The organism is Jutongia sp. SJQ-6 (assembly GCF_054161275.1).
This window is the reverse complement of the sequence record NZ_CP195314.1, coordinates 1,353,714-1,369,334: the sequence shown is the minus strand read 5'-3', so window position 1 is coordinate 1,369,334 and position 15,621 is coordinate 1,353,714. Positions and strand designations below refer to the sequence as shown.

Annotated in this window: 8 protein-coding genes; all 8 read left to right on the top strand. The window is 42.9% G+C overall.

Going from position 1 to position 15,621, the window contains the following annotated elements; all coding sequences use genetic code 11:
* Window positions 1-248 precede the first annotated feature (248 nt).
* The 8 genes from ACSAJE_RS06335 to ACSAJE_RS06300 all read left to right on the top strand — a co-directional run bounded on the left by ACSAJE_RS06335 (window position 249) and on the right by ACSAJE_RS06300 (window position 15,603).
* On the top strand, window positions 249-2,012 hold the full coding sequence (locus ACSAJE_RS06335) for a Na/Pi cotransporter family protein (RefSeq protein WP_118689920.1): 1,764 nt from the start codon (window positions 249-251) through the stop codon (window positions 2,010-2,012).
* A gap of 29 nt (window positions 2,013-2,041) precedes the next feature.
* The gene (locus ACSAJE_RS06330; protein ID WP_118689919.1) at window positions 2,042-2,716 is read left to right on the top strand and encodes a response regulator transcription factor; all 675 of its coding nucleotides are present in this window, start codon (window positions 2,042-2,044) and stop codon (window positions 2,714-2,716) included.
* 16 nt (window positions 2,717-2,732) lie between these two features.
* Window positions 2,733-4,064, top strand: a complete 1,332-nt coding sequence (locus ACSAJE_RS06325; RefSeq protein WP_118689918.1) for a sensor histidine kinase — start codon at window positions 2,733-2,735, stop codon at window positions 4,062-4,064.
* Between the two features lie 249 nt (window positions 4,065-4,313).
* Window positions 4,314-6,731, top strand: a complete 2,418-nt coding sequence (leuS, locus tag ACSAJE_RS06320) for a leucine--tRNA ligase (protein ID WP_118689917.1) — start codon at window positions 4,314-4,316, stop codon at window positions 6,729-6,731.
* A gap of 126 nt (window positions 6,732-6,857) precedes the next feature.
* Complete coding sequence (locus ACSAJE_RS06315; RefSeq protein WP_182448167.1) at window positions 6,858-7,961, top strand: asparaginase domain-containing protein; 1,104 nt, start codon at window positions 6,858-6,860, stop codon at window positions 7,959-7,961.
* Between the two features lie 758 nt (window positions 7,962-8,719).
* A complete protein-coding gene (htpG, locus tag ACSAJE_RS06310; protein WP_118689915.1) occupies window positions 8,720-10,804 on the top strand; it encodes a molecular chaperone HtpG in 2,085 nt (694 codons plus the stop codon).
* Window positions 10,805-11,141: 337 nt separating this feature from the next.
* Window positions 11,142-13,241, top strand: coding sequence for an efflux RND transporter permease subunit (locus ACSAJE_RS06305; RefSeq protein WP_118689914.1), 2,100 nt, complete (start codon window positions 11,142-11,144; stop codon window positions 13,239-13,241).
* Between the two features lie 79 nt (window positions 13,242-13,320).
* A complete protein-coding gene (locus ACSAJE_RS06300; protein WP_118689913.1) occupies window positions 13,321-15,603 on the top strand; it encodes a YhgE/Pip domain-containing protein in 2,283 nt (760 codons plus the stop codon).
* The last annotated feature ends 18 nt before the right edge of the window (window positions 15,604-15,621 follow it).

Below are 15,621 nucleotides of genomic sequence, written 5' to 3'. Positions count from 1 at the left end.
TTTTGTTGTCTCTGATGATTGATTTACATGCCCTTCGGGAACTCGAAGTCCCGGAAGCAAGGTATTGATAATTTTTGATGTGCGAAGTTTGAGTAGGGTATACAATACAGCCAAAAATTGTGAATGTAAAAAAACTTTACATAGATTTTACATAAGATTTATTTGGACTTTGCAACTACTATGTAAAATGTATGTAAAAATAACGCACCAGAACCAGATAACTTGTGTGCGTGGAAATGAGGATAAGCATGGATATATTTGGCGTATTGACAATGATAGGCGGGCTTGCTTTGTTTTTGTATGGAATGCATGTGATGGGAGATGGGCTTGCCAAGACTTCCGGTGGTAAACTGGAACAGATTTTGGAAAAATTTACCAGTTCACCGATGAGAGCGGTGCTTTTGGGTGCCGGTGTGACGGCGGTGATCCAGTCGTCATCGGCAACAACCGTTATGGTGGTTGGATTTGTCAACTCCGGGATCATGAAACTCAATCAGGCGGTTGGCATTATTATGGGAGCCAATATCGGTACCACGGTGACATCATGGCTGCTTAGTCTTACCGGTATTCAAGGTGACAATTTATTCGTAGAATTGCTCAAACCAAGTTCGTTTACACCGATTTTAGCAATCGTTGGTGTTAGCATGATCTTATTTGCCAAGTCGAGCAGACCGAAAGATATTGGAACGATCATGATTGGTTTTTCGGTATTGATGTTTGGTATGGACACGATGAGTGAAGCAGTGAAACCACTTGCAGATGTGCCAGAGTTTACAAGACTGTTTACGGTATTTGAGAATCCGATCTTAGGAGTGATCGCCGGAACGATATTAACGGCTGTGATCCAAAGTTCTTCCGCATCGGTAGGTATTTTACAGGCATTGTGTCTGACGGGAGCGGTCAGCTATTCCTCGGCCATTCCGATCATCATGGGTCAGAACATTGGAACTTGTATTACTGCATTGCTTTCCGCGGTAGGAGCCAACAGAAATGCAAAGCGAGCAGCGTTAGTACATTTTTACTTTAATTTAATTGGTACGATTTTGTTTATGGTGTTGTTTTATCTGTTAAATGCGTTCATCGGATTTTCCTTTATGGGTCAGGCAGCAGGTGTCATGGGTATTGCCATCGTGCATACGTGCTTTAACGTATTAGCAACTTCATTGCTGCTTCCATTTCGGAGTATCCTGGTGCGCCTGGCAACTTGGACGATCCCGGAAAGTGCCGAAGAGAAGCAGATGGAGACAACGTTACATGTGTTGGATGAGCGTTTCTTAGAAAAACCGTCTTTTGCAGTTGCACAGGCCAAAACAGCGGCATTGCAGATGGCAGAGGATGCCAGAAATTCAATCAGATATGCGATCGACCTGTTTGAACAGTATGATGAAGAACAGGCAAAAAAAGTGGCAGAGCTTGAGTCGACCGTGGATCATTACGAGGACGAGATCGGAACCTATTTGATGAAGATCGGAAATGCGGAGCTGTCGGATGAGGATTCACAGTCGGTATCGCTTATATTGCACTGTATCGGTGATTTCGAGCGTATTTCCGATCATGCCTATAATATTATGGAATCGGCAGAGCAGTTCCATAATATGAAGAAAAAGTTTTCCGATAAGGCAAAAAAGGAGCTGCGTGTTTATGAAGCCGCAGTAAAAGATATTGTAGATATAACTTTTGATGCGTATGATCGGTCAGATATTATCAAGGCGAGTCGGGTAGAACCGTTAGAAGAAGTGATCGATCGCTTGAATGATGAGATCAAGAAAAAGCATATAAAACGTCTGCGTAAAGGCAAATGCACGATCGAACTTGGTTTTGTATTATCGGATCTTACGACTAATTTTGAACGTGTGGCAGACCATTGCTCCAACATTGCGGTATGTTTGATACAGACGCAGGCAGACGGTTATGAAATGCATGAGTATTTGGATAAATTGAAAGAGGATGAAGATCCGTTCTTTGAACAGATGTTTGAAGAGTACTGCAAAGAATATCGGTTGCCATCATAGCGCACAAAGGAAAGGTTTGGTGAAAGACAATGGCACATATTTATATTGTAGAAGATGATGTGAACATTCGGGAGATCGAGGCGTTTTCCCTCAAAAATTCCGGATATACCGTAGAGGAATTTGGTTCTGCCAAGGAGTTTTGGAGCCGCATTTATGAAAAGGTACCGGATCTGATCGTGTTAGACGTGATGTTGCCGGATGAGGACGGATTATCTATTGTCAAAAAGCTGCGTCAATGGGCAGAATCCCGTTATGTTCCCATCATTATGGTGACGGCCAAAACAACAGAATTAGATCGTGTCAAGGGGCTGGATCGTGGTGCAGATGATTATCTTACAAAACCGTTTGGCGTGATGGAGTTGATCTCCCGTGTAAAGGCATTATTACGTCGAAGCATGCAAAATCATGAGATCAGGCAGATGAAGGTTGGCGAGATCGAACTTAACGATGAGAAACGTCAGGTTAAAGTGTCGGGGGAGCCGATCACGCTGACTTATAAGGAATATGAACTATTAAAAATGTTAATGAGCAATACAGGGATCGTGCTGCAGAGAGAGGATATTATGGTGCGTATTTGGGGCATGGATTACGAGGGAGAATCCCGCACCTTAGATATGCATATCAAAACACTGCGCCACAAACTGGGGGATGCAGGTAAAAAGATCCGAACGGTGCGTAACGTAGGATATCAATTGGAAGAGTGATAGGAGATAATGAACCATGCGAAAACGAATTAATTGGCTTTTCGTATTGTTGACGATAGTGGCAATCATAGTAACGACTTTGCTTGCCACTATTGTCAATTATACAGTACTGAAACAGGAAGTGATCGATGATCTGCGTATTTATGCACAGACCTTAAAAAAGACGGTGTACGCAGATCAAAAAGCGGAAAACGGTCAGGTTAAGATCGCAACGCCTCTTCGTATTACTCTAGTAGATACAGACGGAGCGGTATTGTATGATTCTGAGGCAGATGAAGCATCGATGGGGAATCATAAAAACCGCGAGGAGATCAAGGAAGCTCTCAAATATGGCGAGGGAAATACGATACGTCATTCAGAGACGATCGGAGACAATACGATTTATTATGCGGTGCGTTTGGACAATGGTAATATACTTCGTCTGGCTAAGAATAGCAGTAGTATTATAGGAATTTTAATGTCAGCACTGCCGATCATGTTATCGTTTATATGTATCGTTATCATTGTATGTATTTTCGTGGCGCATTTTCTCACGAAAAGTATTGTGGCGCCGATCGATGAACTTGCACAGCATATTAACGATTCGGATGTAACGAGTGTGTATAAGGAACTTCGACCGTTTGTGCGAAAAATACAAAAGCAGCACAAAGAGATATTGCAGACAGCAGAGATCAGACAGGAATTTACGGCAAATGTCTCGCATGAGTTGAAAACACCGCTTACTGCAATTTCCGGTTATGCGGAGTTGATCAGTCATGGGATGGTGCAGGGAGATGATGTACTCGCTTTTGCTGCTAAGATCCATAAAAATGCAAATCGGCTGTTGTCGTTAATTAATGATATTATCCGTTTGTCGGAGCTTGACTCGACCGGACCGGAACTTCTGTTAGAAGACGTTGATCTGCAGACGGCAGCAGGGCGTTGTGTGGAGCTGCTGCAGATGAGTGCACAGAAGCATCAGGTGCAATTGACGACGCAGACGGAAAGCTGTGTGATCCGAACAAACCTGCAGATGATCGATGAATTGATGTACAATTTGGTGGACAATGCGATCCGATACAACAAAAAGGATGGATCGGTGTGCCTGAACGTTGGAATGGCAGATGAGTATACCGCATATTTGGAAGTGAAAGATACCGGTATAGGTATTCCAAAAGAGCATCAGACTCGCGTGTTTGAACGTTTTTACCGAGTGGATAAGAGCCGATCAAAGTCAACAGGCGGTACGGGTTTAGGCTTGGCGATCGTAAAACATATTGTTGTGCAGCTTCATGGTACTTTGTCTCTCAAGAGTGAACCGCAGGTTGGTACACAGATACGAATAGAATTACCAAAGTCGCTGAGTTGATTACAGGATTGCCGGAGTTGCCGGGTTCATAAATTGCCGAAGTCGCCGGGTTAATTATTGACAAATTTACGCAATATAGTACAATGAAAGGTACTGTGGCAATTTTGCACAGTACCTTTATGAATTATTAGATATGTCGGGCGTACGGACAGCAGTGATTTGGTTGTCAGTGAGACTTTAGGCATAAGCCGGCAGTGATCAGTTTGTGAACAGTCTTTGCAGAAAGTACGCACAGGAACGGAGGAAGTTATGGCAGAAATGTACAACCATCACACAGTGGAAAAGAAATGGCAGAAGGTATGGGATGATGAGAAAGCGTTCCATACACCAAACGATTATACGAAACCAAAGTTTTATGCGTTGGTAGAGTTCCCATATCCATCCGGACAGGGACTTCACGTAGGACATCCAAGACCATATACGGCATTGGATATCGTCGCAAGAAAACGTCGTATGCAGGGCTACAATGTACTTTACCCAATGGGATGGGATGCTTTTGGTCTTCCAACAGAGAACTATGCGATCAAAAATAAGATTCACCCTAAGATCGTAACGAAGAATAATGTAGCTCGTTTTAAGGAGCAGTTACACTCTTTGGGATATTCTTTCGATTGGGATCGTGAGATCAATACGACAGATCCGGAATATTATAAATGGACACAGTGGATCTTCTTAAAGTTATTCAAAGAGGGTCTTGCTTATAAGAAGGAAATGCCGATCAACTGGTGTACCTCCTGTAAGGTTGGTCTTGCTAACGAAGAGGTAGTAAATGGCGTATGTGAGCGCTGTGGTTCTGAAGTTGTCCGCAAAGTAAAGAGTGAGTGGATGCTTAAGATCACAAATTACGCTGATAAGTTATTAGAGGGATTGAATCACGTAGACTACATTGACCGCGTTAAGACTTCCCAGAGAAACTGGATCGGACGTTCCGAAGGTGCAGAGGTTGACTTTAGTATTGCCGGCAAAGAAGATAAACTCCGTGTTTATACGACCAGACCGGATACGTTATTTGGTGCTACTTATATGGTAGTATCTCCAGAGCATCCGATCATTGATAAATACAAGGATGAGATCACAAACTGGGATGACATTGTTGCGTATCGCGAGATGGCAGCCAAGAAGTCTGACTTTGAGCGTACAGAGCTTGCTAAGGATAAGACCGGTGTTGTGTTAGGTGGTTTCAAGGCAATTAATCCGATCAACAATACAGAGATCCCAATCTGGATTTCTGATTATGTATTGATGACTTATGGTACCGGTGCGATCATGGCAGTGCCTGCACACGATGACCGTGACTGGGAGTTTGCGAAGAAGTTCGGACTTCCAATGATTCAGGTAGTAGAGGGCAAAGAAGGTCCTGTTGATATCAATGAAGCAGCATTTACGGATGTAGCAACCGGACAGATGGTAAATTCAGGATTTCTGACCGGATTAAGCGTAGAAGAAGCGAAGGAAAAGGTAAAAGATTTCCTGACAGAGAATAAGATCGGTAACCGTAAAGTAAACTATAAATTGCGTGACTGGGTATTCTCCCGCCAGAGATATTGGGGAGAGCCTATTCCAATCGTACACTGCGAGAAATGTGGGTACGTTCCACTTGATGAGAGTGAGCTTCCACTGCTGCTTCCGGAGGTAGACAGTTATATGCCAACAGACAACGGTGAGTCGCCACTTGCGGCAATGACGGATTGGGTAAATACAACATGCCCATGCTGTGGTGGACCGGCAAAGCGTGAAACAGACACGATGCCGCAGTGGGCAGGATCATCCTGGTATTTCCTGCGTTATACGGATCCACACAATACAGAAGCACTTGCCAGTCCGGAAGCATTGAAATATTGGCTGCCGGTTGACTGGTACAATGGTGGTATGGAGCATACGACCCTGCATTTGTTGTATTCCCGTTTCTGGCACAAATTCCTGTATGATCAGAAAGTTGTACCGACACCGGAACCATATCAGAAGCGTACGTCTCACGGCATGATCCTTGGTGAAAACGGTGAGAAGATGAGTAAGTCCAGAGGAAACGTTGTAAATCCGGATGATATTGTACGTGATTACGGTGCAGATACACTGCGTACGTATGAGATGTTTATCGGTGCGTTTGACTTGAGCGCTTCCTGGTCTGAAGATGGTGTGAAAGGATGCCGCCGTTTCTTAGAGAGAGTTTGGAAGCTGCAGACACTCTTGACAGAAGGTGATGAGTATTCCGCAGATATGGAGATCAAGATGCATCAGACGATCAAGAAAGTCAGCGGTGATTTCGAGAATCTGAAGTTTAACACAGCGATCGCGGCAATGATGTCATTGATCAATGACTTCTATAAGAAGAATTCGATCAATAAGGCAGAATATAAGACACTTATTACATTGCTCAATCCGGTTGCACCGCATATTACCGAAGAACTTTGGGAAATCGTTGGGGGACAGGGCAGATTGTACCAGCAGTCTTGGCCGGAGTATGTCGAAGAGAAGACCGTAGAGTCTACTGTGGAGATCGCTGTTCAGATCAACGGTAAGACCAAAGCAACAATTTCTATTGGCAAAGAAGATCTGAAAGACGATGTGCTTGCTAAGGCAAAAGAAGCTTTGGGTGATAAATTGAGTGGTAACATTATCAAAGAGATTTATGTGCCGGGGCGTATCGTTAATATTGTAGCAAAATAACATGCAGCAATGAAACGGTCGTTGCGAAATAGTATTTTATGATGTTAATAGTCCATTTCCTTGGCGGAACGGTGGTTAATGTTTTGCCTTGGAAATGGGCTTTTCATGTTTGGAAGGAGGAGCGTTATGAATATCGCTGTATTATTTACCGGAGGGACGATCGGGAGTACGTTAGCCGGAGATGTGATCGGTACGAAAACCGGAGCAGCGGATGGTCTGTTAGACACGTTGCCTTGTGTAGAACGAGATGGTCGTGTGGAAGAAATCACCTATCAGGTATATCATCCGTATACACTTCTCAGTGAAAATAGTACCGGATTAACGATCGCACAGTTGGCTCAGAGCATTCGAGAGGTGGTCAGTGAGGCGAAGTATACAGGCAGTGCAAAGGTGACTTTAGAGAAAAAAGAAGCAGCAGAAGATAGTGCTGCTATGTATTCCGGGTTAGATGGAGTGATCATTATGCATGGCACAGATACGTTGGCATATTCAGCGGCTGCGATGGGCTATCTGTTTGGCGATTGTGACATTCCGATGGTTTTTGTGTCCAGCAACTATGTATTGACAGATCCAAGAGCAAATGGTGCTTATAATTTTCAATATGCTGTGCAGTTCTTAGCATTTGACTGCAAGCAAAAAGGTGTGTATGTTTCGTATCAGAATGGGGATGGGATCCCAAGGATTCACTTAGGAACAGCGATCATTGGACATCAGCCTTACAGTGATGAAGTGTATAGTGTTGGTGGTATGGAATACGGTCATTATGAAAAAGGCACCAAGTGTTTCGTCGCCGGAAAAGTGTACTATGCATGGAACAATGCAGAGAGGCTTACCGATAGACCTTCCCTGCAGGCACCGGATCAATGGGATGCACCGATCGGGTTGATCTACCCACATCCGGGGATGCGTTATCCGATGAACTTTGACGGAATACAGGCAATTTTGCATCATACGTATCATGCCGGCACGATCTGCAGTGAAACACCAGAAGCGGATAAATTCTTTTATGAGGTGGCAAACCGGAAAATCCCCATTTTTTTATGCGGCATGGATGCGGACATGGTTTACGAAAGCACATACGTCTATGAAAAATACGGAATGATCGTATTACCGATGGCATCGCCGGTAGCAATGTATATGAAACTGTGGCTTCTGCTATGCAGCGGATACTCAGCAAAAGAATGGATGACCAAACCGATTCCGGGCGATCTCCCCAATTTTAGTATATGACGCAAACTTCGCATACCCTCAACGGTCTTTCACCCACATATTGCTTATTATGTCAAAAGCTGCTATACATTTTGCAGTTCCCAGAGACTGAATTCTGCCATAAGGGATCTATAGAAATTGCCTTGCCGCATTTACGTTTTTAGTGATTTCTAGATTTTGTTGTCTCTGATGTATGATTTACATGCCTTACGGACAACTCGATGTCCCGGAAGCAAGGTATTCATCATTTTTGAAAGGGACTTTGCGCTCGTCGTTACTTATGTCTCGTACTTCAGAGACATTAAGTAACGTGACGTAGCGCATCGTAGCGAAAGCGTCCCGTCCAAAAATGGATGATACCTTGCTTCCGGGACTTCTCAGACAATCCTTCAGGCATGTATTCATCAGAGACTTAACAAAATAAGAAATCACATAAAAACTCTGCGTTCTGCGGCAATTTTCTTAGATCTCTTATGGCAGAACAATTAAGTTTATCGACTGCAAAACTGCTAATTTGCTGCTGACATAATAAGCAATATGTGGTTAGAACATGACAGTGGGTATGCGAAGTTTGGGGATGAGATTTGTAAAATGTTATGTTTGCTCTTGACATTTTGGTAGAATGATACTAATATATTTTCTGGATGTTGTTAGCAGTCGTAAGAGTAGAGTGCTAACAAGGACGGACGCATCTGGCGGTGATGCGGCGGATCAGTGTCTCGGCGCACTTGACACAGGGTTCGTTTTTTATAGGAAAGTGTGCAGAAACGAGGATTATTATGCAGAGCAGAACAGGTAGCTTATCAATTGAATCTGAAAATATGTTTCCGATCATTAAGAAATGGTTGTATTCTGACCATGACATTTTTCTTCGTGAGTTAGTTTCAAATGGCTGCGACGCCATTACTAAGTTGAAGAAGTTAGAAATTATGGGCGAATATGATATGCCGGAGGATTACAAGGCACAAATACAGGTCGTTGTTGATCCGGATGCTAAGACAATTTCTCTGACCGATACCGGTCTTGGTATGACGGCAGATGAAGTAGACGAGTACATCAATCAGGTTGCCTTTTCCGGTGCAACGGATTTCTTGGAGAAATATAAGGATAAAACGAACGAAGAGCAGATCATAGGTCACTTTGGACTGGGATTTTATTCTGCGTTTATGGTATCTGACAAAGTTACGATCGACACGTTGTCTTGGCAGAAGGATGCTACACCGGTTCGCTGGGAATCGGAAGGCGGTATCAATTTTGAAATGTCAGACGGCACAAAAGATACTGTTGGTACAACGATCACCCTGTACCTTTCCGAGGACAGCTTAGAGTTTGCGAATGAGTATCGTGTCAGAGAGATTTTGGACAAATATTGTTCCTTTATGCCGGTTGAGATCTTCCTTTCCAAAGCAAACGCAGAGCAGGAATATGAAACGATCGATGCAGCCGATGTTCGTGAAGATGATGTTGTTGTAGAGACGATCGTAGAGGAAGCGAAGACTGAAGAACGCGAAAATGAAAATGGAGAGAAAGAGATGGTCGAGGTCAGCCCTCGTAAAGAAAAGGCAAAGATCAATAAACGTCCGGTTTCTATTAGCGATACGAACCCACTTTGGATGAAACATCCAAATGAGTGTACCGATGACGAGTACAAGGACTTTTACCGCAAGGTATTTAACGATTACAAGGAGCCGTTGTTCTGGATTCATTTAAATATGGATTATCCATTTAACCTCAAAGGTATTTTGTACTTCCCGAAGGTTAATACAGAATATGATAATTTAGAGGGTGTTATCAAGCTTTACAACAATCAGGTATTTATTGCAGATAATATTAAGGAAGTGATCCCGGAGTTTTTGATGCTTCTCAAAGGTGTGATCGATTGTCCGGATCTGCCGCTTAATGTATCCAGAAGTGCATTGCAGAATGACGGATTTGTAAAGAAGATTTCGGATTATATTACGAAGAAAGTAGCCGATAAGTTGTCCGGTATGTTCAAAGTAGACCGTGAGAATTATGAGAAATATTGGGATGATATCAGCCCATTTATCAAGTATGGCTGCTTAAAAGATCAGAAATTCCGCGAAAAAATGACGGATTATCTGATATTTAAGGATTTGGACGGTAAGTACATCACCTTGCCGGATTATATCGAAGAGGCTAAGAAAAACGAGCCTGTAAAAGAAGAGACAGAGAGTACAGAAGCAAAGAGCGATGAAACAGCAGATGCCGAGAATGGTGCGGATGCTGATAATGCAGACAAGGAAGAAGAACCGACAACGGTATACTACGCAACAGATCTGCAGCAGCAGAGCCAGTATGTCAATCTGTTCAAGGAGCAGGGATTGAATGCGGTCGTATTAACACATACGATCGATCAGCCGTTTATTTCACAGTTAGAACAGGGAGATCTGAAGGTGAAATTCCAGCGTATTGATGCAGATCTGACGGATACGATGAAAGATGAGGAAGACGAGGATACATTAAAAGCGCAGACGGATGCGTTGTCTGAAATCTTCAAAAGAGCATTGGGTAAGGATCAGCTTGAAGTAAAAGTACAAAAACTCAAGAATGAAAAGATCTCCTCAATGATTACATTGTCAGAAGAAATGCGTCGTATGCAGGATATGATGAAAATGTACAGCATGGGCGGCATGGGTGGCCTCGGAGGAGGAGAGACATTAGTGCTCAATTCATCGAATGCATTAGTGCAGTATATTTTGGAGCACAAAGATGGCGAGAATGTGGATATGTTCTGCAAACAGTTGTATGATCTGGCGATGTTAGCGCATAAGCCGCTTGCAGCAGATGAAATGACAGAATTTGTAGCACGCAGCAACGAGATCATGATGCTGCTTGCTAAATAAAAGGGACCATGATGTTGGTCGGCAGCTAATAGAAGAATGTAGTAACAATGGGGACGGCGTGTATGCGTTGTCCCTTTTTTATTTTATAGGAAACTTCTCGTTTCCTATAAAGTAAAAAACGCTCCGCGAGGATGCTTTGCCACCTTACTCCTAAAATCTAAAATATTTATAAATTTAAAATAAAAAGATTGACTACTGGTCATTTTTGTAGTAGTATACAGCAAGAGTTAAAAATGACTGTCAGTCATTTTTGATATTTATTCTCAATAAGGACCGGATTGTCATGGTATCCAGATGCTTTTGACAGCATGGTTTATTAAGATTTAGGAGGGATTGGATGATTAACATTGGCAAGTGGATCACAAAACACAAGAATATCATTCTTGTTATTGCGTTTATCCTGCTGATTCCGGCTGGAATCGGATATGTCAGTACACGTGTGAATTATGATGTACTTAGTTATCTGCCGGAGAGCTTGGAGACGATCAAGGGACAGGATATTCTGGTGGATGAGTTCGGTATGGGAGCGTTTTCCATGGTAGTCGTGGAAGATATGCCGATGAAAGATGCAGCAAAGTTAGAGAAACAATTAGAAAGTATCGATCATGTCAAAGATGTTTTATGGTATGACGATGCAGTGGATATTTCGGTGCCGACCGAAATGATTCCGGAAGATCTGCGAAAAGCATTCTTTAACGGAAAAGCGACGATGATGATCGCGTTGTTTGACGATACGACATCAGCAGATGATACGATGGATGCGATCACGCAGATACGTAAAGTCGTAGGCAAGAATGTTTATGCAAGCGGAATGTCCGGTGTAGTTACTGATATTAAGAACCTGGCATTGCAGGAAATGCCGATCTACGTCGTGATTGCAGGTTTGCTGTCACTGGTAGTCTTGTTCTTGACAATGACTTCCTTTGTGACACCATTGATCTTCTTGTTGAATATAGGAATGGCAATCGTATTTAACTTAGGAAGTAATGTTTTCTTAGGAGAAATATCCTATATCACGCAGGCGTTAGCCGCGGTGCTTCAGTTGGCGGTGACGATGGATTATTCCATCTTCCTGTTAGAGAGTTACGAAGCGAACAAGGAACGATATGAAGGCGACAAGAAACGCGCCATGGCACATGCGATCAGCAATACGTTTACATCGATCACGGCAAGTTCGATCACAACGGTTGCAGGATTCGTAGCACTTTGTTTTATGACGTTTAAGCTTGGCGCTAATATCGGTATTGTAATGTCTAAGGGTGTTGTTATTGGTGTGATTGCTTGTGTAACGGTACTTCCGGCAATGATCCTTACCTGTGATAAAGCGATTGAGAAGACGACGCACAGATCACTGATCCCATCCTTGGATAAACTATCACATGGCATTGTCAAGGGACGTTATGTAGCATTGCTGTTGTTCCTGATCGTGTTAGTACCGGCAATACACGGTAATAATAATTACAAGATTTACTATAATATTGATCAGTCTTTGCCGAAGAACATTCCAAGTAATGAGGCGAATGAGAAATTAAAGAAGGAGTTTAATATGAGTAACATGCATATGATCCTTCTGAAAGATGGTCTTTCTGCCAAAGAAAAGAGTGCGATGAGCAAGGAAATTGAAAAGGTAGATGGTGTGAAATGGGTGATCGGTTTGAACTCGTTAGTAGGTTCCAATGTACCGGAGTCTATGATACCGAACAATATCAAGAAGATGCTCAAGACAGACAATTATGAACTGGAATTTGTAAGCTCTGATTACAGTTCTGCTACTGATGAGGTAAATTCTCAATTAGCAAAGATTGACAAGATTGTCAAAAAATACCAAAATGATGGTATGGTGATCGGCGAGGCGCCAATGATGAAAGATTTGCAGGATGTAACGGATGTCGATCTCAAGACAGTAAATAATATTTCCATCCTGGCGATCTTTGTTATCATCTTGATCACGTTTAAGTCGATTTCCATTCCGGTGATCTTGATCTCGGTCATCGAATTTGCGATTGCATGTAATATGGCAGTACCGTTTTATACGAATACGTCGCTTCCGTTTGTGGCGAGTATCGTTATCGGTACGATCCAGCTTGGAGCGACCGTAGATTATGCGATTTTGATGACAAGTCGATATCATAAAGAGCGAACGGAACGTGGACAGAGTAAGAAGGATGCAATCCGCATTGCGCATGAGACATCGATCAAGTCGATCCTTACCAGTGGATTGTGCTTCTTTGCCGCAACCTTTGGTGTATCGGTATATTCGCAGGTAGATATGATCGGATCGATCTGTACACTGCTTTCACGTGGTGCGATCATCAGTATGATCGTTGTTATCTGCGTTCTGCCGGCAATGCTTTGGATCTTTGATGGTGTGATCAAACGCACATCTTGGAACATGATCAAGGCAAATGTAGCAAAGAGAGATGCAGAGAAGAAATGATGGAAACAGATATCAAACATTTTGGAATGAATGATATCGAGATGCAGGAAAATGCAAACAGCAAATAAGGAGGAGCATTATGCGACAAATGAGTGGAAAGAAACGTGTAGTAATGACAGGAATCAGTAGTTTATTGGTTGCCGGGCTGGTTGTCGGAAATATAGAATATGCGACACATACGTATCGATACGACAGCAAGGTGCAGGCAATGGCTGCTAACAATAAAGTAGTAGAGCAGACAGCAAGTTTTGCGTCATCTAAGAAAAAGAGTACCGTTAGCAAAGAGGAAACCGTATACGCAACCTTGGATGCAAACGGTGGTGTGACGGATGTCATTGTATCCGACTGGCTCAAAAATTCCGGACAGGTAGATGGTGTCAAAGATAGCTCTACATTGAAGGATATTACAAATACAAAGGGCGATGAGAAGTTTACACAGAGTGGTGACAGTCTTACCTGGGATACTTCCAAAAACGACATTTATTATCAGGGAACAGCAGAAAATAGCGAGCTTCCGGTTGGTATGCAGATCACTTATAAACTGGATGGTGAGAAAGTAGCTCCAAAAGATATCGTTGGCAAGAGCGGTAAGTTAGAGATGACGATCAAGTATTCTAACACATCTAAGAAACAGGTTACGGTAGCAGGTGAGAAGAAAGATATTTACACACCATTTTTGATGGCAACCGGTATGATCCTTCCGGTCGATAAATTCGACAATATTGATATTGACAATGGTAAGGTATTATCTGAGGGAGAAAACAACATTGTGATCGCATATGGTATGCCGGGTCTGTCTGAGAGCTTGGACTTGAAAAATGTTGATCTTGGAGATGATGTGGATGTCGATACCGATGAGTTAAACGACAAGATTACGGACTCTGTTAAGATTACAGCCGATGTCAAAGATTTCTCTATGAGCCAGACTTATACGGTAGCAACGGCAGACTTATTTAAGGATATCGATATTGACAGTGTGGACGATCTTGATAAATTGGATGACAAGATCGATGACATGAAAGATGCCGGCGAGCAGCTGGTAGATGGCACTAAGTCTTTGAAAGACGGATTAAATACATTGAATAAGAACTTTGCAACGTATGCGAAGGGGATTAAGTCTGCCAATAAGGGAGCAAAGACATTGAACAAAGGTGCTAAATCTTTGAAGAAAGGAACCAATGCGTATACAAAAGGAACCGATCAGTTGTTAAAGGGTGTCAACTCTTATGTGAAAGGTTCCAAGTCACTTGGTCAGGGTGTAAATTCCTATACCGACGGTGCAAAACAGATTGCCGATGGATTAAATACACTGGACAAATCAACCAAGACATTTCCGAAACAGTACAAGACATTCGGTGATGGCGTACAGACCTTCGTTGGTGCAGTAAGCAAGATGATGACCGAGGAAAACATGAAGCAGCTTACCGATGGAACCGCAGCATTAAAAGCCGGTGTGAAATCTGTGGATGATGGTGTAGGGCAGTTACAGGCGGGCATGAAACAGGTGAATGGACTGGTAGAGAATGCATTGCAGCAGCAAAATGAGCTGAAAGCACTTCTTGCTAATGACAGCCTGACAGCAGAGCAGAAAGCAGCGGTCAAAGAAGCACTCACAGCATTGAGCAGCGTAGATATCGTCACAAATGGTAAGGCAGATGGCGAATATGATAAAGATGGCAAAGCAGATCTTGCAGCCGGTCTTGCAAGTATCAAGGCTGCTACAGACACAAAATCCAAGGAGCAGAACCTATACAACGGTGCAGCAGCATTAGATACAACAGCACAGACGATGTCCGGATATGCTGCACAGCTTAGAGGAAGTGCAACACAGCTTTTGGATGGTGAGAAAACTGTCCGTGATGCAATTACTCAGATCAGCACCAATATTACAAAGCTTTCAAAGGGTGGCAAGACACTTACAGCGAACAACAAGAAGTTAAAGAGTGGTGCAGCTGCGATCGTAAAGAATTCATCAACGATCACGACGAACAGCAAGAAATTAACGAAGAACAGTTCTGTATTGCGCAAGGGTGTCAAACAATTGGCAGCAGGAACCAAATCCTTATTTGCAGGCACAAAGCAGCTTGACAAGGCTACAGGAACGGTATCGAGTGGTATTTCCAAGCTGTATAAAGGTTCTGATAAATTGAATGACGGAATGAATACCTTCAAGAAAGATGCCATTGATAAGTTGGCAACAACGATCACGGATGTAACAGATGGCCTGGACGGAACAATTGACCGTATAAAAGGTATTCAGAAAGCTTCTGAGGATTACCAGAGTTTCTCCGGAATTGACAACGACATGAACGGAAGTGTAAAGTTTGTATTGTCAACACAGGAAGTTAAGAAAGATGAGTAATATATTAAGGGGGTGGAC

What these genes read in the sequence shown, in the direction of transcription:
- ACSAJE_RS06305 (WP_118689914.1), top strand. Translation starts at nt 11,142, where the DNA reads ATGATTAACATTGGCAAGTGGATCACAAAACACAAGAATATCATTCTT.
- ACSAJE_RS06315 (WP_182448167.1), top strand. Translation starts at nt 6,858, where the DNA reads ATGAATATCGCTGTATTATTTACCGGAGGGACGATCGGGAGTACGTTA.
- ACSAJE_RS06330 (WP_118689919.1), top strand. Translation starts at nt 2,042, where the DNA reads ATGGCACATATTTATATTGTAGAAGATGATGTGAACATTCGGGAGATC.
- leuS (WP_118689917.1), top strand. Translation starts at nt 4,314, where the DNA reads ATGGCAGAAATGTACAACCATCACACAGTGGAAAAGAAATGGCAGAAG.
- ACSAJE_RS06335 (WP_118689920.1), top strand. Translation starts at nt 249, where the DNA reads ATGGATATATTTGGCGTATTGACAATGATAGGCGGGCTTGCTTTGTTT.
- htpG (WP_118689915.1), top strand. Translation starts at nt 8,720, where the DNA reads ATGCAGAGCAGAACAGGTAGCTTATCAATTGAATCTGAAAATATGTTT.
- ACSAJE_RS06325 (WP_118689918.1), top strand. Translation starts at nt 2,733, where the DNA reads ATGCGAAAACGAATTAATTGGCTTTTCGTATTGTTGACGATAGTGGCA.
- ACSAJE_RS06300 (WP_118689913.1), top strand. Translation starts at nt 13,321, where the DNA reads ATGCGACAAATGAGTGGAAAGAAACGTGTAGTAATGACAGGAATCAGT.